At 55.3% G+C, this 19,607-nt stretch carries 17 protein-coding genes; 5 read left to right on the top strand and 12 right to left on the bottom strand.

Annotated features, from left to right (window positions below; translation table 11 throughout):
* Positions 1 to 24: 24 nt before the first annotated feature.
* The 5 genes from hisC to mtnA all read right to left on the bottom strand — a co-directional run bounded on the left by hisC (position 25) and on the right by mtnA (position 7,557).
* The gene (gene hisC, locus AQS70_RS02080; protein WP_055101281.1) at positions 25 to 1,137 is read right to left on the bottom strand and encodes a histidinol-phosphate transaminase; all 1,113 of its coding nucleotides are present in this window, start codon (positions 1,135 to 1,137) and stop codon (positions 25 to 27) included.
* A gap of 10 nt (positions 1,138 to 1,147) precedes the next feature.
* The gene (gene pheA, locus AQS70_RS02075; RefSeq protein WP_055101280.1) at positions 1,148 to 2,242 is read right to left on the bottom strand and encodes a prephenate dehydratase; all 1,095 of its coding nucleotides are present in this window, start codon (positions 2,240 to 2,242) and stop codon (positions 1,148 to 1,150) included.
* Complete coding sequence (serC, locus tag AQS70_RS02070) at positions 2,242 to 3,327, bottom strand: 3-phosphoserine/phosphohydroxythreonine transaminase (protein WP_055101330.1); 1,086 nt, start codon at positions 3,325 to 3,327, stop codon at positions 2,242 to 2,244. The genes pheA and serC overlap by 1 nt, the downstream gene beginning before the upstream one ends.
* 184 nt (positions 3,328 to 3,511) lie before the next feature.
* Positions 3,512 to 6,175 (bottom strand): DNA gyrase subunit A, encoded by a 2,664-nt coding sequence (gene gyrA, locus AQS70_RS02065; protein ID WP_055101279.1) that lies wholly within the window; start codon positions 6,173 to 6,175, stop codon positions 3,512 to 3,514.
* 305 nt (positions 6,176 to 6,480) lie between these two features.
* Positions 6,481 to 7,557 (bottom strand): S-methyl-5-thioribose-1-phosphate isomerase, encoded by a 1,077-nt coding sequence (gene mtnA / locus AQS70_RS02060; RefSeq protein WP_055101278.1) that lies wholly within the window; start codon positions 7,555 to 7,557, stop codon positions 6,481 to 6,483.
* A gap of 108 nt (positions 7,558 to 7,665) precedes the next feature.
* Here mtnA and AQS70_RS02055 point away from each other — a divergent pair, with 108 nt between their 5' ends.
* The 4 genes from AQS70_RS02055 to AQS70_RS02040 all read left to right on the top strand — a co-directional run bounded on the left by AQS70_RS02055 (position 7,666) and on the right by AQS70_RS02040 (position 11,220).
* Entirely contained in the window at positions 7,666 to 8,997 is a 1,332-nt protein-coding gene (locus AQS70_RS02055) for a TRZ/ATZ family hydrolase (RefSeq protein ID WP_055101277.1), read from the top strand.
* 64 nt (positions 8,998 to 9,061) lie between these two features.
* On the top strand, positions 9,062 to 9,760 hold the full coding sequence (ubiG, locus tag AQS70_RS02050; protein WP_055101276.1) for a bifunctional 2-polyprenyl-6-hydroxyphenol methylase/3-demethylubiquinol 3-O-methyltransferase UbiG: 699 nt from the start codon (positions 9,062 to 9,064) through the stop codon (positions 9,758 to 9,760).
* Between the two features lie 3 nt (positions 9,761 to 9,763).
* Positions 9,764 to 10,435, top strand: coding sequence for an N-acetylmuramic acid 6-phosphate phosphatase MupP (gene mupP / locus AQS70_RS02045; RefSeq protein ID WP_055101275.1), 672 nt, complete (start codon positions 9,764 to 9,766; stop codon positions 10,433 to 10,435).
* Positions 10,436 to 10,479: 44 nt separating this feature from the next.
* The gene (locus AQS70_RS02040; protein WP_055101274.1) at positions 10,480 to 11,220 is read left to right on the top strand and encodes a YciK family oxidoreductase; all 741 of its coding nucleotides are present in this window, start codon (positions 10,480 to 10,482) and stop codon (positions 11,218 to 11,220) included.
* A 58-nt stretch (positions 11,221 to 11,278) separates the two neighbouring features.
* On the opposite strand, the gene AQS70_RS02035 is transcribed toward AQS70_RS02040, so the two are convergent.
* The 7 genes from AQS70_RS02035 to AQS70_RS02005 all read right to left on the bottom strand — a co-directional run bounded on the left by AQS70_RS02035 (position 11,279) and on the right by AQS70_RS02005 (position 19,032).
* On the bottom strand, positions 11,279 to 12,064 hold the full coding sequence (locus AQS70_RS02035; RefSeq protein WP_055101273.1) for an iron-containing redox enzyme family protein: 786 nt from the start codon (positions 12,062 to 12,064) through the stop codon (positions 11,279 to 11,281).
* 45 nt (positions 12,065 to 12,109) lie between these two features.
* Entirely contained in the window at positions 12,110 to 14,569 is a 2,460-nt protein-coding gene (locus tag AQS70_RS02030; RefSeq protein WP_055101272.1) for an EAL domain-containing protein, read from the bottom strand.
* A gap of 143 nt (positions 14,570 to 14,712) precedes the next feature.
* Entirely contained in the window at positions 14,713 to 16,530 is a 1,818-nt protein-coding gene (locus AQS70_RS02025) for an ABC transporter ATP-binding protein (RefSeq protein WP_055101271.1), read from the bottom strand.
* Entirely contained in the window at positions 16,523 to 17,158 is a 636-nt protein-coding gene (locus AQS70_RS02020) for a DsbA family protein (protein WP_055101270.1), read from the bottom strand. Before AQS70_RS02020 ends, AQS70_RS02025 begins: the two co-directional genes overlap by 8 nt.
* 1 nt (position 17,159) lies before the next feature.
* Positions 17,160 to 18,098 carry an oxygen-dependent tRNA uridine(34) hydroxylase TrhO gene (gene trhO, locus AQS70_RS02015; protein WP_055101269.1) on the bottom strand — a complete coding sequence of 313 codons (939 nt, stop codon included), beginning with the start codon at positions 18,096 to 18,098 and terminating at the stop codon, positions 17,160 to 17,162.
* Between the two features lie 113 nt (positions 18,099 to 18,211).
* On the bottom strand, positions 18,212 to 18,508 hold the full coding sequence (locus AQS70_RS02010) for a BolA family protein (RefSeq protein WP_055101268.1): 297 nt from the start codon (positions 18,506 to 18,508) through the stop codon (positions 18,212 to 18,214).
* An 11-nt stretch (positions 18,509 to 18,519) separates the two neighbouring features.
* On the bottom strand, positions 18,520 to 19,032 hold the full coding sequence (locus AQS70_RS02005; RefSeq protein WP_055101267.1) for a DUF2059 domain-containing protein: 513 nt from the start codon (positions 19,030 to 19,032) through the stop codon (positions 18,520 to 18,522).
* A gap of 193 nt (positions 19,033 to 19,225) precedes the next feature.
* Here AQS70_RS02005 and AQS70_RS02000 point away from each other — a divergent pair.
* On the top strand, positions 19,226 to 19,607 hold a 382-nt coding region (locus AQS70_RS02000), incomplete at its 3' end, for a lyase family protein (RefSeq protein WP_241492786.1).

Raw genomic sequence — 19,607 nt, 5'->3', positions numbered from 1 at the left:
GCAACAGGTTTCACCGATATAACATCAACCACGAGCAAGAACCTTGGCCAGCGCCTCAAGCAAGCGGGTGTTTTCCGCTGGCAGACCAATGGTGATACGCAAGTGATTCGGCATCCCGTAGTTGGCCACCGGACGCACAATGACGCCTTCACGCAACAAGCCTTGATAAACCGGCGCTGCGACCTGCCCCAGATCCACCGCAATAAAATTGCCTTTGGATGGAATCCATTGCAAGCCCAACTCACGGAAGCCGTCTTGCAACTGCTGCATGCCCGCCTCGTTGAGGCGGCGGCTTTCGGCCAGATAGTCGGCATCTTGCAGCGCAGCGCAGGCCGCGGCCAGCGCCAGGCTGTTGACGTTGAATGGCTGACGAACACGGTTCAACACGTCGGCCACGACTGCGCTCGACAGACCGTACCCTACCCGCAATGCAGCCAGGCCATAAGCCTTGGAGAAGGTTCGCGAGACCAGCAAGTTAGGGTAAGCCGACAGAAACTCCACGCCATCCGGCAATTCACTGCCTTCTGCGTACTCGATATACGCCTCGTCCAGAACCACCAGCACGCGCTCAGGCACATCCTGCAAAAACTCGTTGAGCGCTTCGGCGCTGAACCAGCTGCCGGTCGGGTTGTTCGGGTTGGCGAGGAACACCACGCGGGTGTTCTCGTCTATCGCCCCCAGCATGGCCGGCAAGTCATGACCCCAGTCTTTGGCCGGAACGACATGCGCCGTCGCACCAATGGCCTGGGTCACGATCGGGTACACCGCGAACGCATGCTCACTGAACACGGCATTCAGGCCTGGCGCCAGGTATGCACGCGCAACCAGCTCCAGGATGTCGTTAGAACCATTACCCAGCGTCACTTGATTCAGTTGCACGCCAGTTTGCTCAGCCAGCAAGGTTTTCAGGGCGAAACCGTTGCCGTCTGGATAACGCGTCAGCTCAGCCAGTTCTTCACGAATGGCCGCCAGCGCCTTGGGGCTTGCACCCAAAGGGTTTTCGTTGCTGGCCAGTTTGACGATGGTCGCCGGATCAATATTCAGCTCACGCGCCAACTCGTCCACAGGCTTGCCCGGGACGTATGGCGAAAGTTGTTGCACGCCCGGCTGCGCCAGGGCGAGAAAATCACCGCTCATGTGAATCGCCTCAGAGAACCGCTTTCGGATAGGAGCCCAGCACCTTCAGTGCTACGGCTTCTTGGCTGATCTGCTCCAGTACACTTTTGACCAATGGGTCGCGGTGATGGCCAGCAAAATCAATGAAGAATACATAAGTCCACTTACCGCTACGCGAAGGACGCGTCTCGATTCGCGTGAGGTCGATTCCATTCTCATGGAATGGCACTAAGAGCTCATGCAGTGCACCTGGACGGTTGCTCATCGACACGATAATTGAGGTTTTGTCATCTCCGGTCGGCGGGACCTCTTGACTGCCAATCATTAAAAAGCGCGTCGAGTTGTCCGGGCGATCTTCGATTTTTTCAGCCAAGCGCGTCAGACCATACAGACCTGCCGCCATATCGCCAGCAATCGCCGCCGAGTTCCACTCACCCTTGACCCGCTTCGCCGCCTCGGCATTGCTAGACACCGCAACACGTTCAACATTCGGGTAATGCGCATCCAGCCACTTACGGCACTGCGCCAACGATTGGGCATGCGAGTAAATACGGCTAATGCTGTCGGTCTTGGTGTTTTCGCCAACCAACAGATGGTGATGAATGCGCAGCTCAACTTCGCCGCAGATCACCATGTCGTGCTCAAGGAAGCTGTCCAACGTGTGATTGACTGCGCCTTCCGTGGAGTTTTCCACCGGCACAACACCAAAGTTGACAGCGCCCGCAGCCACTTCACGGAACACTTCATCAATCGCAGCCATTGGCTTGCTGATAACCGCGTGACCAAAATGCTTCATGGCCGCCGCTTGAGTGAAGGTCCCTTCAGGGCCCAGATAAGCCACTTTCAGCGGCTGCTCCAGCGCCAGGCAAGAAGACATGATTTCGCGGAACAACCGCGCCATCTCCTCATTGCCTAACGGCCCCTTATTACGCTCCATCACACGCTTAAGTACCTGTGCCTCACGCTCAGGACGATAAAAAACTGGCACTTCGCCTTCAGCCAGCGAACCCATTTTGACGCGGGCAACTTCTTGCGCGCAGCGGGCACGCTCACTGATCAGCTCGAGAACCTTTTCATCCAGGCTGTCGATACGCAGGCGCAATGCCTTGAGTTCTTGCTCGGACATTAGCCGTGCTCCTTCTCGAACTCTGCCATATAAGCCACCAACGCATTCACTGCGACAATGTCCACGGCGTTATAGATCGAAGCGCGCATACCGCCTACAGAGCGATGACCTTTGAGGTTCAATAGACCGCGAGCCTCAGCACCTACCAAGAATGGCTTGTCGAGGCGATCATCGGCCAGACGGAACGGCACGTTCATCCAGGAGCGATCAGTGGTGTTGATCGGGTTGCTATACAAGCCGCTGGCATCAATGAAGTCGTACAACGTGCGCTTTTTAACTTCATTGAGTTTGCCGATCGCCTCAACCCCGCCCTGCTCTTTCAGCCATTCAAACACTAGGCCCGAAAGATACCAAGCCAGCGTCGGCGGCGTGTTGTACATAGAGCCGTTATCGGCTGCGACCTTGTAATTAAGCATGGTTGGGCATAACGAGCGTGCGCGCCCCAGCAAGTCTTCGCGAACGATGTTAACCACGATACCGCTTGGGCCGATATTTTTCTGGGCGCCAGCGTAGATCATGCCAAAACGAGAAATATCGACTGGGCGCGACAGAATATCCGAGGACATATCAGCTACCAGCGGGACGTCGCCAGTTTGCGGAATCCAGTCAAACTCCAGGCCGCCGATGGTTTCGTTCGGCGCGTAGTGAACATAGGCTGCGTCTTTGGAGAGGCTCCACTCGTTCTGGCCAGGAATCGCGAAGTAATCATAGTTCTTAGCACTTGCAGCCACGTTGACATGGCCATAGCGCGAGGCTTCTTCAATGGCTTTTTGCGACCATATACCCGTATCAATGTAGTCTGCCGAGCCATTTTCAGGCAGCAGATTCAGCGGAATCTGAGCAAATTGCTGGCTAGCACCGCCCTGCAAAAACAGGACTTTATAATTCGAGGGAATAGACAGCAGATCACGTAGATCCTGCTCAGCCTTGGTTGCAATGGACACGAACTCATCGCTGCGATGGCTCATCTCCATCACCGAGAGACCCTTGCCATGCCAGTCGAGCAACTCTGACTGGGCACGCAACAGGACGGCTTCAGGAAGCGCAGCAGGACCTGCGCAGAAGTTATAGGCTCGTTTGCTCACATCCACTCTCACTCTGATTTGGTGGGTCATGCAATAAATCAATAAGACCTGCGCAACACAGCGTGACGGCGATCTTTTAGGTACGCACCTGTTGGTGGCTCAAAAGTCGGTGCTTCGTTACGCTACGCAGCTCCAACACATACAACAAGGGGGCGAATCTTCATCCGCCCCCCTGTGTGCCCGCTTATTCCCGCGGTTCTTCTTCGTCAGCGTCAGCCTCTAGTGGCTGTTCGTCGTCAAGGTCAACTTGAAGGGTTTCGCCCTTGAGCTCAACGCCATCCTCGATACTACCTTCGAGCTCTTCGCCTTCGACTTCCGATGGCTCCTGCACTCGCTCAAGGCCGACCAGTTTTTCATCGCTGGCTAGTTTGATCAGGGTAACGCCCTGGGTGTTACGACCTAGGCTCGACACTTCGTCAACACGTGTGCGCACCAAAGTCCCTTGGTCGGAAATCAGCATGATTTCTTCCCCATCCTGGACCTGAACCGCGCCAACAAGGCGACCGTTGCGTTCGTTGCTGACCATGGCGATCACGCCCTGACCACCACGCTTGTACTCAGGGAACTCGCTGATGGCCGTGCGCTTACCGTAACCACGCTCCGAAGCGGTGAGGATCTCGCTGCCATCTTCAGGGATCAGCATCGAGATCAGCTTTTGGCCTTCTGGCAGGCGCATACCCCGCACACCACGAGCAGTACGACCCATCGCACGCACGTCGGACTCTTTAAAGCGGGTCACTTTGCCACCATCGGAGAACAACATGACTTCGCGCTCACCATCGGTGATTGCAGCGCTGATCAGTACGTCGCCTTCGTCTAGCTCAAGGGCAATCAGGCCCACACTGCGTTGACGGCTGAAGGATTCCAGCGGGGTCTTTTTCACGGTGCCGTTAGCGGTTGCCATGAAGATGAAATGACCTTCGGTGTAGTCCTCAACTGGCAGCATGGTGGTGATGTATTCACCCTCATCCAGCGGTAGCAGATTGACCAGCGGGCGACCGCGGGCTGCACGGGACGCTTCAGGGATTTCGTAGGTCTTGAGCCAGTACACTTTGCCTTTGCTGGAGAACAGCAACAGCGTGGTGTGGCTGTTAGCAACCAGCAGGTGAGCGATGTAGTCTTCGTCCTTCACACCCGTCGCCGACTTACCTTTACCACCACGACGCTGGGCTTGGTACGCAGCCAACGGCTGAGTCTTGGCATAACCACCGTGGGAAATAGTCACGACACGTTCTTCTTCTGGAATCATATCGCCCAGCGTCAGGTCGAGACGATGATCCAAGATTTCGGTACGACGCACATCGCCGTATTCCGCACGAATCACTTCCAGCTCTTCGCGAATCACTTCCATCAAGCGCACAGCGCTGTTCAGGATACGGAGCAACTCGCCAATCTGGTTCAGAATTTCTTGGTACTCAGCCAGCAGCTTTTCGTGCTCAAGGCCGGTCAAGCGGTGCAAGCGCAGCTCAAGAATGGCTTGAGCCTGCTCTGGCGACAGGAAGTACTTACCGTCACGCAGCCCGTACTGAGGGTCAAGATTTTCAGGGCGGCATGAGTCGGCACCAGCTCGTTCAACCATTGCCACAACCGCTGTCGACTCCCAAGGCGTGCTGATCAGCGCTTCTTTGGCTTCAGACGGCGTTGGGGAAGCTTTGATCAGCGCAATAACGGGGTCGATGTTAGAGAGGGCAACGGCCTGACCTTCAAGGATGTGACCACGCTCACGGGCTTTGCGCAGTTCAAATACAGTGCGACGGGTAACCACTTCACGGCGGTGGCGCACGAACGCTTCAAGTAGATCTTTGAGGTTCAGAATGCGCGGACGACCGTCGATCAAGGCAACAATGTTGATCCCGAAAACGCTTTGCAGCTGGGTCTGGGCATAAAGGTTATTGAGAATAACCTCCGGCACTTCACCGCGACGCAGTTCGATCACAACGCGCATGCCGTCCTTGTCGGACTCGTCACGCAACTCAGTAATGCCTTCGAGCTTTTTCTCTTTAACCAGCTCAGCGATCTTCTCGATCAAACGCGCCTTGTTCAGCTGGTAAGGCAACTCGGTGATCACGATCTGCTGACGACCGCCGACCTTGTCGATGTCTTCGATGACCGAACGGGCACGCATGTAAATGCGACCGCGACCCGTGCGATAGGCTTCGATAATGCCAGCACGGCCATTGATGATGCCTGCTGTTGGGAAGTCTGGCCCTGGGATGAACTGCATCAGTTCATCGACGCTCAGTTCCGGGTTGTCGATCAACGCCAGACAGCCGTCGATAACTTCACCAAGGTTGTGCGGCGGAATATTGGTGGCCATGCCCACAGCGATGCCGCTGGAACCGTTGACCAACAAGTTGGGGATACGCGTGGGCATGACCGCCGGGATTAGTTCTGTGCCGTCATAGTTAGGCACCCAATCCACAGTTTCTTTATGCAAGTCGGCCAACAACTCGTGAGCCAACTTGGTCATGCGCACTTCGGTGTATCGCATGGCTGCGGCGTTATCGCCGTCAACCGAACCGAAGTTACCCTGACCGTCTACCAGCAGGTAGCGCAGGGAGAATGGCTGAGCCATTCGAACGATGGTGTCGTAAACGGCCGTATCACCATGCGGGTGATACTTACCGATGACGTCACCGACCACACGGGCAGATTTCTTGTACGGCTTGTTCCAGTCGTTACTCAGTTCGCTCATCGCAAACAGCACACGCCGGTGCACGGGCTTTAAGCCATCACGCGCATCAGGCAGTGCCCGCCCGACAATTACGCTCATTGCGTAGTCGAGGTAGGACTGTTTCAGCTCGTCTTCGATATTGACCGGGAGGATTTCTTTGGCCAGTTCGCCCATGAGAAGCCTGATTCCTTTTTCGGGTGAAACTTCGCCACATCCATTCGGGACGAACGAAGCTCGCCGCCGCTGGCCACGTGCCACGCAACGACTTACGACAAATCAACGAGTTAAGCTACGGATTTGCGCAGTAAGGGCAACCCTTTGAGGGCGCCCTGGAAACCGCCGGATGTTATCACAATTGGCGTGCTTCGCAGCTACAAGCTTCAAGCGACAAGCTGCAAGTGTGCAGCGCATAGCACGATTAAGAGTGCCGCAACCCTCGCTTCGTGCTTGCCGGTTACCACTTGTTGCTTGTATCTGCTTTAGTGCAACCGCTTACGGCACATTAGCTGAGCCATTTTCGTGGCGTCCGGGCGCTCAACAATGCCCTTCTCGGTCACGATGATGTCAATCAGATCGGCTGGTGTTACATCAAACACCGGATTAAACGCCTGAACGTTCGCCCCAACACGCTTACCACCGACTTCTAGCAGCTCACTGCCTGCACGCTCTTCAATCGGGATGTCGTCGCCGCTGGCCAATTCCATGTCAATGGTCGAGCTCGGCGCAACGACCATGAAACGCACACCGTGATGCATCGCATTGACCGCCAGTTGATAGGTGCCGACTTTATTCGCGACATCTCCATTGGCGGTAATCCGGTCAGCCCCCACAATCACCCAAGTGACACCTTTTGTTTTCATGATATGGGCGGCTGCCGAGTCCACATTCAAAATGACCGGAATGCCTTCGTTTGCCAACTCCCAGGCCGTTAAGCGAGAGCCTTGCAACCAAGGCCGGGTTTCATCGGCGTACACTTGCTCGATCATGCCTTCAAGCCATGCGGCACGGATCACCCCCAACGCCGTGCCAAAACCGCCTGTGGCCAACGCGCCGGTGTTGCAGTGGGTCAGAACGGTCTGAGCATTACCCTGATGTCGACGAATAGCATCAACACCCAACTGCGCCATGGTCAAATTAGCTTCGCGATCACTTTCATGGATGGCAATCGCTTCATCTTCCAGTGTTTGTAACGCGTCGGCTCTGTCTTGACAGCGCGCCAAACGGTCGCGCATGCGATTGAGTGCCCAGAACAGGTTGACGGCAGTCGGACGCGAATTCGCGAGCAAAGTGAAGTCTTGCTCCAGCGCCGCAACCCAGTCACCGCCTGCCGCCTGACGAGCACGCGCAGCCAGCACAACACCATAGGCCGCAGCGATGCCAATCGCCGGCGCGCCGCGCACCACCATGTCGCGAATGGCCTGAGCAACACCGTCTGCAGTGGTATAGGCCAGCCATTGCTCTTCAAAAGGCAAAATGCGCTGATCCAGCAGATGCAGGGCTTGCCCCTGCCAATCAATAGCCTTCACCTTTTCTGCGGCTAACAGTCGATCGCGCATGACTTCCCCTATCACCCAACTACAAAACCGCCGATTATAGCGAGGCCGCCCAGAACACGCTCGGGTATACTTCGCGTCCTTTTTATAATGCACTGGAAGCCGTTTTTGATGCCAACCCAGCCCTTGACCTTCGACTTATTACTACTCCCCACCTGGCTCGTGCCTGTAGAACCCGCCGGAGTCGTGCTTAAGGATCATGGCGTGGGCATCCGCGACGGGCGCATCGTGTTCATTGGGCCGCGCGCGCTGACCGTGAAGCATACGGCTTTAGAAACCCGCGAGCTTACCGATACTTTGCTCAGCCCTGGCCTGATCAATGCTCACGGCCATGCGGCAATGACCTTGTTCCGAGGCATGGCCGATGACCTGCCCTTGATGACATGGCTGGAACAGCATATTTGGCCAGCCGAAGCCAAGTGGGTCGATGAAGCTTTTGTGCGAGACGGGACCGATCTGGCCATTGCCGAGCAGATCAAAGGCGGAATTACCTGTTTCAGCGACATGTATTTTTTTCCGAAGGTGGCCAGCGAGCGCGTGCACAACAGTGGCATCCGCGCGCAAATTGCGTTCCCTATTCTTGATTTTCCCATTCCGGGCGCAAGCTCCGCCGACGAATCCCTGCGTCAGGCTGTAGAGCTGTTTGGCGACCTGAAGCACCATCCGCGCATCAAGATTGCTTTTGGCCCACACGCCCCTTACACGGTCGGTGACGAAAACCTCGAGAAAGTCCGGGTCATGGCTGACGAACTCGATGCCGCTGTTCAGATGCACGTGCACGAAACCGCCTTTGAAGTGCAACAGGCCGTCGAACACAATGCCGAGCGCCCGGTTGCCCGCCTTGCCCGCTTGGGCTTGCTAGGCCCGCGTTTCCAGGCTGTTCATATGACTCAAATCAATGACGACGACCTGAGCCTGTTAGTAGAAAGCAACTCCAGCGTGATCCATTGCCCAGAATCTAACCTGAAACTGGCCAGCGGCTTTTGCCCGGTAGAGCGTCTGTGGCAAGCCGGGGTCAATGTCGCGGTTGGCACCGACGGGGCGGCCAGCAATAATGACCTCGACTTGCTCGGTGAAACCCGCACCGCCGCTTTATTGGCCAAAGCCGTATCGGGTTCTGCCACAGCATTGGACGCGCACCGCGCACTGCGCATGGCAACGCTCAATGGTGCTCGCGCCCTGGGCCTTGAAAATGAAATTGGCTCGATCGAAGTCGGCAAAGCGGCTGACATGGTGGCATTTGACCTAAGCGGCCTCGCCCAGCAACCGGTCTATGACCCTGTCTCACAGTTGATCTACGCCACTGGCCGAGAGTGCGTGAAGCACGTCTGGGTTGCCGGCAAACAATTGCTCGATGACCGCCAACTGACCCGGCTGGATGAACAACAACTGTGCGCAACTGCCAAAGCCTGGGGCGAGCGCATAAACAGCCATACTCATTGATGACAAATCTCAGGGCCGCGGTCCTGAGTTTTACCCCGTTTTTTAAGCTTTAGAGGATTTACCCATGAGCAACGTCGACCACGCCGAGATCGCCAAATTCGAAGCGCTTGCCCATCGTTGGTGGGACCGTGAAAGCGAGTTCAAACCGCTGCACGACATCAACCCACTGCGGGTTAACTGGATTGACGAACGCGTTCAGTTGGCGGGCAAAAAAGTACTCGATGTCGGCTGCGGCGGCGGCATCCTCAGCGAGTCCATGGCTCAGCGCGGGGCGACTGTCACAGGTATCGACATGGGCGAGGCGCCGCTGGCTGTCGCGCAATTGCACCAGTTAGAGTCTGGCGTCAATGTTGAATACCGCCAAACCACCGCCGAAGCATTGGCACTCGAAATGCCGGGTCAATTCGACGTCGTTACCTGCCTTGAAATGCTTGAACACGTGCCCGATCCAGCCTCTGTGATTCGCGCCTGCTATCAGATGGTCAAACCCGGCGGCCAGGTGTTCTTTTCGACCATTAACCGCAACCCAAAATCGTATCTGTTCGCGATTGTTGGTGCTGAATACGTCCTAAAACTGATGCCACGTGGCACCCATGACTTCAAGAAGTTCATCCGCCCTTCCGAACTGGGTGCATGGAGTCGTCAGGCGGGCCTGAACGTCAAAGACATCATCGGCCTGACCTACAACCCGCTGACCAAGCACTATAAATTGGCCGACGATGTAGACGTCAACTACATGATCCAGACCCTTCGCGAGGAGTAACGCATGCGTTTGAGAGCAGTTCTTTTTGACATGGACGGTACTCTGCTCGACACCGCGCCAGACTTTATTGCCATCTGCCAGGCCATGCGCGCTGACCGTGACATGCCACCGATTGCCGAAAAATTGATTCGTGATGAAATTTCCGGTGGCGCTCGCGCGATGGTTGCCGCCACGTTTGACATCTCACCTGAATCAGCAGATTTCGAAGCGTTGCGCCTTGAATTTCTTGAGCGCTATCAGCGTGATTGCGCGGTACACAGCAGGCTATTTGACGGCATGGGCGAATTGCTGGCCGATATTGAAAAAGCGCATTTGCTATGGGGCGTTGTAACCAATAAGCCGGTGCGTTTTGCCCAGCCAATCATGGAGCAGCTGGGGTTGGCCGAACGCTCAGCGCTGCTGATCTGCCCCGATCACGTGACCCATAGCAAGCCCGACCCGGAGCCGCTGATCCTGGCCTGTAAAATGCTCGACCTTGACCCGGCCAGCGTACTGTTTGTCGGCGATGACCTACGCGACATCGAGTCGGGGCGCGATGCCGGAACCAAAACAGCCGCCGTTCGCTACGGCTACATCCACCCCAACGACAACCCGGACCATTGGGGCGCAGATGTTGTGGTTGATCATCCGACCGAGCTGCGCAAAGTCTTGGACAACGCGATGTGCAGCTGCTGACACGCAGTCGCTGCCTATGTTTTGGGCTTTTTTTGAGGTGCTTTATGTTTGACTACTCCGCCCGCCCCGACCTGCTCCAAGGTCGCATCATTCTGGTGACGGGTGCCGGACGCGGCATCGGCGCCGCAGCGGCCAAAGCTTATGCCGCGCACGGAGCGACCGTACTTCTGCTGGGCAAGACAGAGGCCAATCTAAGTCAGGTCTACGATGAGATCGAGGCCGCAGGGCAATCGAAACCTGCCGTCATCCCTTTCAACTTAGAAACCGCCCTAGCGCATCAGTACGATGAACTGGCCGCGATGATTGAGAGCGAGTTCGGCCGCCTTGACGGGGTACTGCATAACGCCTCGATCATCGGCCCTCGCACGCCGCTGGAGCAGTTGTCCGGCGACAACTTTAATCGCGTCATGCATATCAACGTGAATGCGACATTCATGCTGACCAGTACGTTGCTGCCGTTACTCAAGCTGTCGCAAGACGCCTCGGTGATCTTTACCTCCAGCAGCGTCGGACGCAAAGGCCGTGCGTATTGGGGCGCTTATGGCGTATCAAAGTTTGCCACCGAAGGCCTGATGCAAACCTTGGCCGACGAAGTTGAAACGGTTTCGACAGTACGCTCCAACAGCATTAACCCCGGCGCAACTCGCACCAGCATGCGCGCGCAGGCTTACCCCGCAGAAAACCCGCAAAACAATCCAGAGCCCGCAGCCATCATGCCGGTGTACCTGTACCTGATGGGCCCGGACAGCACAGGGATCAATGGTCAGGCGTTCAACGCGCAATAAATCGCCCACCATAACCGGAGGTGGGCTCGCGCAACCTCCGGTTTTTTATAACCGCTCATTAGGTCTCAGCGAGTTCACACTGCTCACGCATCACGGGGGCACCTTCGCACTCAAGGCAGTGTTGCAGGAACAAATACTTGTAGTCATAGCTCTTGCAAATAGCTTTACGTAACTCGTTTTGCAGCTCACGGGAGGGGTTCATCCCTGCTAACGTGCAGATAATCTCTAATGCCTCCCAAGGATGCTCATCGTCGTACTGAGCATGCATCTTCAGCCATTTCATGGCCCGCTTACGACCCTCCTGCGGAAAAGACTCTTCATAAATACTTGTTGAACACACCACCGCCGCCCACTCGCCAACCGCGCCTTCGATAGCGTAATTAGTGGCGGCCATCGACACGGCCAGCGACTCCGTTGCGCAACTATGCCAACACCAGTCATTGAGCGCCTGAAAGGGTGCCGGGATGTCCTGTGCATTCATGTCTTCAAGGCTCACACCATGTGCCTGAGCCCAGTTCACCCAATAGTCCGCATGGTTAAGCTCGACTCGAATGTTGCGTATCAGCCAGCGACGCGCCATGTCCTCACCCGGATGGCGGCCATACCGGGTTTTGCCCAAGTTATGGCCCATATACAGCGAGAACTGTTCGACCACTGGCCAGCCACCGATCAGAAAAATACGCAGGGTCTTTTCGCTCAGTGTGTTATCGCGCATGCGCTTGTAGATTTCGTGCTCCACGACCCGGCGCTTGCTTTCGCTGCAGTCCAAGACCAGTTGCTGAGCCCACGCGGGGTAGCTGGTGACCTCCATCAGAGGCCCCGTACGATTGAATGTCTCGGTCACTACCAAGCTCCTTATGACAGGGTGATTTTCCTGAATCCGTACTACTTACCGCAAAGCCCCCGGCAATTTCACCGCCAAAGGGCTGGGCCGTTTGGGTCGAAACCATACACTTTCACAGGTCAGCTCGTGGGGACGTTCGACCGCGTAACCTTGCGCATAATCAACGCCGATCTCGGTCAGTGCCTGCTCAATGTGCGAAGACTCAACAAACTCAGCAATCGTGCGCTTACCCATGACATGCCCAATGTGATTGATCACCTCAACCATAGCCCTATTAATGGGGTCATCAAGCATGTCCCTGACAAAACTGCCATCAATCTTCAAAAAGTCGACTGGCAGGTGTTTCAAATACGCGAATGAAGACATCCCTGCGCAAAAATCATCCAAGGAGAAACGACATCCCAAGGCCTTGAGCTCATTAATGAAACGAATGGCGCTGCCCAAGTTGGCGATAGCACTGGTTTCTGTGATCTCAAAGCAAATCTGCTTAGGCGAGACGCCGTAAAACTCGAACTGTTCGTGCAAGAACGCCAGAAACTCATCATCACCGATGGTCGTGCCCGATAAGTTAATGGCGCACATTTCCATCGCACGACCGGCATCCTGAGCCGTGCACTCGGAGATAACCTTGAACACATTCTCAACCACCCAACGGTCAATCAAACTCATCAAGCCATAACGCTCGGCGGCAGGTATGAAGCTGTCGGGCATGATCATGCGTCCATTTTCATCTTGCAGACGCAAAAGAATTTCAATATGACCGCTGCCCTCTTGCACATGCCCCAGCGGCACAATGGCTTGTGAATAGAGGCAAAAGCGGTTTTCTTCCAAGGCCACGTGAAGGCGCTGCACCCAGGTCATTTCACCAAAGCGCAATGACACTTCTGTGTCGTCTTCGTGATAAACCTGCACCCGGTTACGCCCTTTCTCTTTGGCCATATAACACGCCATGTCGGCCGCTCGCATAGCCCCCTCAAGCGTTACAGGTGGGTGATGGATGTGCACCAAGCCAATGCTGATGGTGTTCAGAAATGGCCGCCCCTTCCAAGCGAAATGTAGGCTTTGCACCGCATGGCGCAATCCTTCGGCAATTTTTTCGGCCATCTCGGCCGGGCAGTTTTCCAGCAGGATGCCGAACTCATCACCGCCCAGTCGCGCCAACGTGTCGCCTTCGCGCAAACCGGACTGCAGCAACGTACAAATATGGCGCAGCAACTCATCACCGGCGGCATGACCACACGTGTCATTGACCAGCTTGAATTGATCTAAATCGAGAAACATCAGCGCGTGCCGCCCCTGATGGCGGGCCAAATTTTGTAGCACCAGCTCCAAGCGATACTCAAATTCGCGTCGGTTGGCCAAGCCCGTCAGCGCATCGTGGGTTGCCTGCCAAGACAAATTGGCGATGTACTGACGCTCTTGGGTCATATCGTGCAGCACCAACACCATCCCGCTGGGCTCGCCGGCATGCACTATCGGCGCGCCCATCAGCGTAACGGCCACCGTGCTGCCATCCACACGCTGAATTAACCCAGAGTGCTCGCTGCTGCCTTCCAAACGCCCATTGAGCACATGATCAATCAACCTGAGGTCATCATCTGGTCGATTTTCGTCAAGCAACTTGAACAAGGCCCCCAATGGTACGCCTTGAGCCTGCGCAGACAGCCAGTGAGTTAAACGTTCTGCTGCAGGATTCATGTAGGTGATAGCGCCATCGACATCAGTGCTTATAACGCCATCACCAATGGACTCTAGGGTGATTTGCACGCGCTCTTTCTCCCTCTGAAGCGCTTCGGCGTATACACGGCACTGAACTAGGATCTTGTGTGTGCGTAACAATGCTAAGCAAATCAACCCCAACGCCATTGCCAGATTGATGATCACCAACAACTTCAAAATAAATCGCGAAGCTTCGCCTAAGGCTTCGCTAAAAGCCTTGGCGGCTGGAGTCACTGCATTATTGATCGCGTAGATTTGCGCCCGCCAGTTCGCGACATCGGCTTCTGAGGCTCGGTCGCTGCTGATGAGTCGATGCATCTCTTGGGCCAGACTATCGAGCTTATCCAGATATTCATCGCCCACACTCCATTTCTGGATGGCCTGATCCATGTAGCTAAAATGACGGAAGTTTTTGTATAGCCAAATCAGCCCGTACACATCTTCTGGGCGATTGCCGCCTTGCAAGATGCCTACGCGTGCTGCTTGCATGTCCGGCGGCGTTTTATCAAGTGCTATTCGCAGCTTGTGGCCGCCTTGAGGCACCGAAATGGCCTGCAAATACTGCTCGTAAGCTGAGGGGTTACGGTTGTCGGCGTACAAACTCAGAAAGTAGATGGCATCTTTCTGCCCCTTGGACCATAAGCTCTCACCGGCCACATAGCCTCTGACCGCAGAGAGCATATAGAGACTCACACAGCCCAATAACGCCTGAAACAGTACAACCGCAATAAAGGGCCAAACAATCCCCAGCAGACGGGGCGTCCCAAGCGTAGGTTTTAGCTTCATGAGTTCCCTTTGCATCAAGCTGGGGTATGAACACCAGAGAAAAAGCCTCAGAGCATTCAGACTAGGTCAACTTACGACATAAGGGATGTCTAAGAGCGTTAAATAACACTCAAAATACACATCAGGTGAATTTTTTATCGCCCTCAGCTTTGCTGCAAATGACCATATAACTGCGCGTAAAGGCCGCCTTCAGCAATCAGCTGATGATGCTCGCCTTCTTCAGCAATGCAACCGCCATCAAAAACCAGTACCCGGTCGGCCTGCTTCACCGCAGACAGCCTGTGCGCAATGATCAACGTTGTACGCCCGCTTAGGAATTTCTCTAACGCGCGGTGCAAATTGTTTTCAGTCGCGGCATCAAGGGCGCTGGTGGCCTCATCGAGGATCACAATCCGCGGTTCGGCCAATACCATTCGCGCAATGGCCAACCGTTGACGCTGACCGCCCGACAAACGCACGCCAGAGCGCCCCACTACGCTGTCCAAACCTTGGGGCAAAGTCAGAATGGTGCCGTCAAGCTGAGCGATTTCCAGTGCTCGCCAACAGGCTTCGTCGGTTCGCTCACGACCCATGGTCAAGTTGGCGCGCACCGTGTCGTTGAACAATGCCGGATGTTGCAACACCACCGCCACGTGCTCACGGGTGGTTTCAAGGCCAATATCAGACTGCTTAACTCCGCCAAACCAAATGCTTCCGGCCTGCGGGGTGTATAGCCCTAGTAACAGTTGCACCAACGTACTTTTACCGCCGCCGCTGGTGCCAACAATCGCCACCTTCTCGCCGGGCGCAATACTTAGATTGAGGTTGTCCAGAACCCGTTCTTCGCCGTAGCTGAAACTCAGGTCGCGAATGTCGATACCCACTGTTTCACGCCCCGCGAACGGGTTAACGCCGCCTGGGTAATGAGGCTCGTCTGCGCGCGCCAGCAATTGGTTGATTCGCGTTAAGGCACCGCCCGCTGCATAAAAAGCGTATTGCAGATTCAACAACTGCTCGACGGGGCCGATCATGAACCAGAGATAACTGAACACCGCCAGCATCTGCCCAATCGACAAATCAGAGAACAGCACCGTCAACATCGCCGCAGCGCGGAAAATATCGATACCGAATTGGAACAACAAACCACTGGCCCGGTTAGACGCGTCGGTTTTCCACTGTGAGGCCGAAGCAAAATCCCTGACTTCACGGGCTCGCTGCTGCAAACGCCCCAAGAAAAAACCTTGGCGGTTACCCGCTCGCACTTCTTGAATCGCATCCAGGGTTTCTGTCAACGCTTGGGTAAATCGGCCCGTGCTGTCGTTTTCGAGTTTTTTCAGGTGTTTGACGCGCTTACCCAACTGCACTGTGGCGTAAATCACCAGCGGATTAAACAACAGGATCAGCAGCGCCAATTGCCAGTTCATCCACAGCAAAATCGCCGAGGTGCCGAACAGGGTGAGCATTGCCACCAAGAACCGGCTCAGGGTTTCACCGACAAACTTATCGAGGGTATCGAGGTCGGTGACTAAGTGTGTCGTCACCGTGCCACTGCCTAGGCTTTCGTATTCCGCCAGCGAAATGCGCTTCAAACGCTCAATCAAACGCACCCGAATACGAAACACAATGTCTTTGGCCAACCGCGAAAACAGCCGCGCTTGCAGAACGTTGAATAACAACGCGCCAACGCGCAACAACAACGTCACCGCCAGCATCAATCCGATATAGCCCACCGATGTCTGCCAAGCATTTGGCAACCAGTGGTTCATCACTTTCAACGCCGAGTCGCCATGCCCCAGCAACACTTCGTCGACCAACAACGGCAATAACAACGGAATGGGCACACTGCAAAGTGTGGCCAGCACCGCTACGCCGTTGGCTGTCCACAGCGCTTTTTTATGACGCAGGGCCAAACGACGAATATCAGCCCAGCCCAGACGATCTGGCGTGTGGGTCGTGGACGGCTCAACCTCAGAATCACGCACTCGCTGCACGTTCTAGCCAGCGGCCCAGCAGATCAGACAATGGCTCAAGCGGCTGATAGCCATTGGTCAGCAAGGCCAATTGGCCATTATGCTCGGCAAGCAAGGTAGGGAACCCGGCAATGCCCAAATCTTGAACCCACGTGAAGTCCGCGGCGGTCGCCACCTGCTGCTCGACGCTGTCAAATGCCGCCGCAAATTCAACCCGTGACAACCCGGCTTGCTCGGCTAACTCAAGCAGAACGCTGGTTTGAGTCACGTCACGGCCCTCGGCATAAAACCCATGCTGAATGAGCTTTACCAATTCCCAAGCGCAGTCCGGCGCCAAACTGCGCGCGGCCACGACTGCGCGGCAGGCGGGCTCACAGTCGTAGACAAATCCGTCAGGCAAAGCACCTTCAAATTGGAATGGCTGCCCGGTGGCGTCGGCTACCGCTTGCCAATGCTCAAGAATATAGCGCCGCGTGGACGGCTCAAGTGCTGCACCGCTGCCAGTGCGCAAACCGCCCAACACCAAGTGCAGTTGCACACCTGAAGCCTGCGCCTGCTCAATCAGTGCTTGAGCGGTAGGCGCAAACCCCCAACACCATGAACACATCGGGTCCATTACATAGAGCAGGCGCGCAGACATATTAGGCCTCAGCAGATTTACGGTAGTTATGACCAATCGGGTGTGGCTGATTGCGGGCTTTGGCCAGCTCAATCTGTTTTTGACGATCAATCGCACTGCGGCGGGTTTTCTCGCTCAGTTTGTCCCAGCAATGCGGGCAACTGATGCCCGGCTGATAGTGCTCGGATTCACGGTCGGCGGCATTAATCGGTGTCCGGCAGGCGTGACACTGATCGTACTCACCTTCGCTCAAGTCGTGGCGCACCGTCACGCGGTTATCGAACACAAAGCAGTCACCTTGCCACTTGGACTCTGGCTGTGGCACCTCTTCGAGGTACTTCAAAATACCGCCTTTAAGATGATAGACCTCATCAAACCCTTGGCTGAGCATATAGCTCGACGCCTTCTCACAACGAATGCCGCCCGTGCAGAACATCGCGACTTTTTTGTGCACGGCTGGGTCGAAATTAGCTTTGATGTAGTCAGGAAACTCACGAAAACTCGTGGTTTTGGGGTCGATCGCGCCTTCAAAGGTGCCAATCGAAACCTCGTAATCATTACGGGTATCAATCAACAAAACCTCGGGATCGCTGATCAATGCGTTCCAGTTCTCGGGGTCGACATAGGTTCCGACGGCTTTGTTCGGGTCTACGCCTTCAACGCCGAGGGTCACGATTTCTTTTTTCAGTTTGACCTTGGTCCGATAGAACGGCTGGTCATCGCAGTAGGATTCTTTGTGATCAATGTCGATCATGCGTGGATCGTTCTTCAGCCACGCCAACAGCCCATCAACCCCTTCTCGGCTCCCCGAAACAGTGCCATTGATGCCTTCTTCTGCGATCAACAACGTGCCTTTGATGCCGTTATCTACCATTGCCTTGAGCAAGGGTTCGCGCAATTCGACGTAATCTTCCAAGGTGACGAATTTATACAATGCCGCTACAACAATTGACGCAGTCATGGTGAATCTCTCCAGGTGGCTACCCTCGTAAAGGGTGAACCGGATGCAAAAAAAACGCGCCGACTAAGCGGCGCGCAGCGGATTCTAGCAAAAAGCCAGCTTAGGAAGCCAACTCAGTGAGATCCGCCAGCACAGGTCGGCGAGGCCGGGGCTGTGCCAATTTTCGCCCATTCCTCAGGCGTATACGTGTGCAAGGCTAACGCATGGAACTCGCCCATCAGATCACCCAACGTAGCGTAGACCTTCTGGTGGCGCTTAACGCGGTTGAGCCCGGCGAACTGCTCGCTAACCACCACAGCTTTAAAGTGCGTCTGCAACCCGCGACTGTGCATATGGCTTTCATCTAGCACGCTCAGATGCTCGGGTTGCAACGCGTTCAGCGTCGATTCAATACGTTGCTGCATGCTCATTCAGACTCCGATTACTTCTTCTTGGCAGGGGCTGCCGGTGTCAGTTCGGCTGTCATGTCTTCCAACAGCTTGTTGACCACAGGCACTGCGCTTTCCAGCTTGGCCTGAGTCATTTGCGCAGACTGTTGAGTCAGTTGCGGCATTTTTTCCAAGACTTTCTTACCCAATGGCGACTGGTAGAACTTCACCAGATCTTTAAGCTCGGACTCGCTGAAGTTGGCGGTGTACAGCTTGACCATATCTGGCTTGAGCTTGTTCCAGCCAATGGCTTGATCCAGGGCAGTGTTGGCTTTGGCCTGATAGGTTTCCAGCAACGCTTTTTTCGAAGCAGGCGCTTTGGTTTGCTCAAAACGCTGAGCAAACATTTGCTGCACTTGCATGTACACCGGCGTCCCCAGTTTGTCGGCATGTGCCAGCTTGAGGAACGTTTCAGCACTGGCAGCGTGGCTGGCAGCGTCGGCGAATACTTGGCCGCTGGCGCATACCAGAGCAACTGCAGCACAGATGGCGCGAAGACGAGTCATCGAGTTTCCTTTATCTAGCGAGCGAGGTCGTACCCCAGGGGCGACCATTCTGCGCCTAACAAAGTGTGTCACTCAACCCCGAGACTGATAGTGGTTCTCAGCAACCCGACAAAAGCCAATAAAACTAAAGTTTGAACTCATGGTGGCAATTGAGCGCCTAAGCTGACTGATCAACCTTTAGGAGAACGACCTGATGAGCCGCATCGAGACCGACAGCCTGGGTGAAGTGAACGTACCGGATGAGGCTTACTGGGGTGCTCAGACACAGCGCTCGCTGATCAACTTTGCCATTGGCAACGAGAAAATGCCGCTGGCCATACTGCATGCACTGGTGCTGATCAAAAAAGCCGCCGCTCGCGTTAACGACCGTAATGGCGACTTGCCTGCCGACATCGCACGCCTGATTGAACAGGCTGCCGATGAAGTCCTTGACGGCCAGCACGACGATCAATTTCCGTTGGTCGTGTGGCAAACCGGCAGTGGCACCCAAAGCAACATGAACGCGAACGAAGTGATTGCAGGCCGCGCTAACGAACTGGCCGGCAAAGGCCGAGGCGGCAAGACCCCGGTACACC

The organism is Pseudomonas endophytica, from assembly GCF_001411475.1.
GTDB lineage: Bacteria > Pseudomonadota > Gammaproteobacteria > Pseudomonadales > Pseudomonadaceae > Aquipseudomonas > Aquipseudomonas endophytica.
The sequence above is the reverse complement of the archived record's forward strand: the minus strand, read 5'-3'. Positions and strand labels throughout refer to the sequence as shown.